Source organism: Massilia sp. CT11-108 (assembly GCF_047302915.1).
Lineage (GTDB): Bacteria > Pseudomonadota > Gammaproteobacteria > Burkholderiales > Burkholderiaceae_D > Telluria > Telluria orientalis.
On the sequence record NZ_JBKYMO010000957.1, the window covers coordinates 1 to 1,123 of the forward strand.

Annotated in this window: 1 protein-coding gene; it reads left to right on the forward strand. The window is 71.2% G+C overall.

Annotated elements, in window-relative coordinates:
* Positions 1–1,123, forward strand: a 1,123-nt coding sequence (locus tag ACEN88_RS32335; RefSeq protein WP_413346313.1) for a PQQ-binding-like beta-propeller repeat protein, incomplete at both ends; no start/stop codon positions are given.

Genomic DNA, 1,123 nt, shown 5'->3' on the forward strand with positions numbered 1-1,123 from the left:
GCGCCGCCTTGCCCTGCTGCTTGCCTTCCTCGCCACCCCATCGTTCGCCGCCGACTGGCCCATGTTCATGGGCGACCCCGCGCACACCGGCCGCGTGGCCGGCGAGACGCGTGCCATCAAGGGTTTCAGATTGGCGGGGCGGTTCGACGTCCACGCGGCGATCCATGCGTCGCCCGTGGCGGCGCAGGGGCGCGTGTTCGTCGGCGCGGAGAACGGCAACCTGTACGCGCTCGACGCGAAGACGCGTACCCTGCAGTGGCTGTATCACGCGCGCGGCGGCATCGCGTCGACGCCCGCGGTGGCCGACGGCACCGTCTACTTCCTCGACCGCGCAGGCAGCGTGCATGCGCTCAAGGCGGACGACGGCTCGCCGCGATGGACCTTCCGCACGCAGGGCGAGGCGGTGTTCGCCGCCCACGGCATGTTCGGCATGCCGCGCGACGGCCAGCCCGTGCCCGACCCGTGGGACCTGTACCTGTCGTCGCCGCTGGTCCATGACGGCAAGGTCTACGTCGGCAGCAGCGACGGCCACGTGTACGCCCTCGACGCGAAAGACGGCAAGCTCGCGTGGGCGTGGCGCACGGGCGGCATGGTGCATTCGTCGCCCGCGCTCGCAGGCGGCAACATCGTCGTCGGCAGCTGGGACGGCGCCGTGTATGCGCTCGATGCGCAGACGGGCGAGCAGCGCTGGCGCCACCAGACGGGCGTCGAGCAGAAGACCAGCATCATGTTCGGCATCCAGGCATCGCCCGCCGTCGATGGCGACACGGTATACGTCGGCTCGCGCGACGGCTTTTTCTACGCGCTCGATGCGGTGGGCGGCCAGCCGAAGTGGCGCTACGACGCGCAGGGCAGCTGGGTCGTCGGCACGCCGGCGGTGGATGGCGACAGCGTGTACGTCGGCACGTCGGACACCGGCCTGTTGCTGGCGCTGGACAAGCGCACCGGCCGCGAACGCTACCGCTTCGAAACGAAGGTGTGGACCTTCGCGTCGCCGCTGCGCGTGGCCGACGTCGTCGTGGCGGCGTCGATGAAGGGCGAATTGCACGCGCTCGACGCGGCGACCGGGCGCGCGCGCTGGTCGTGGCGCAGCGATGCGCTTGCCGTGAACGATGGCCGCGTG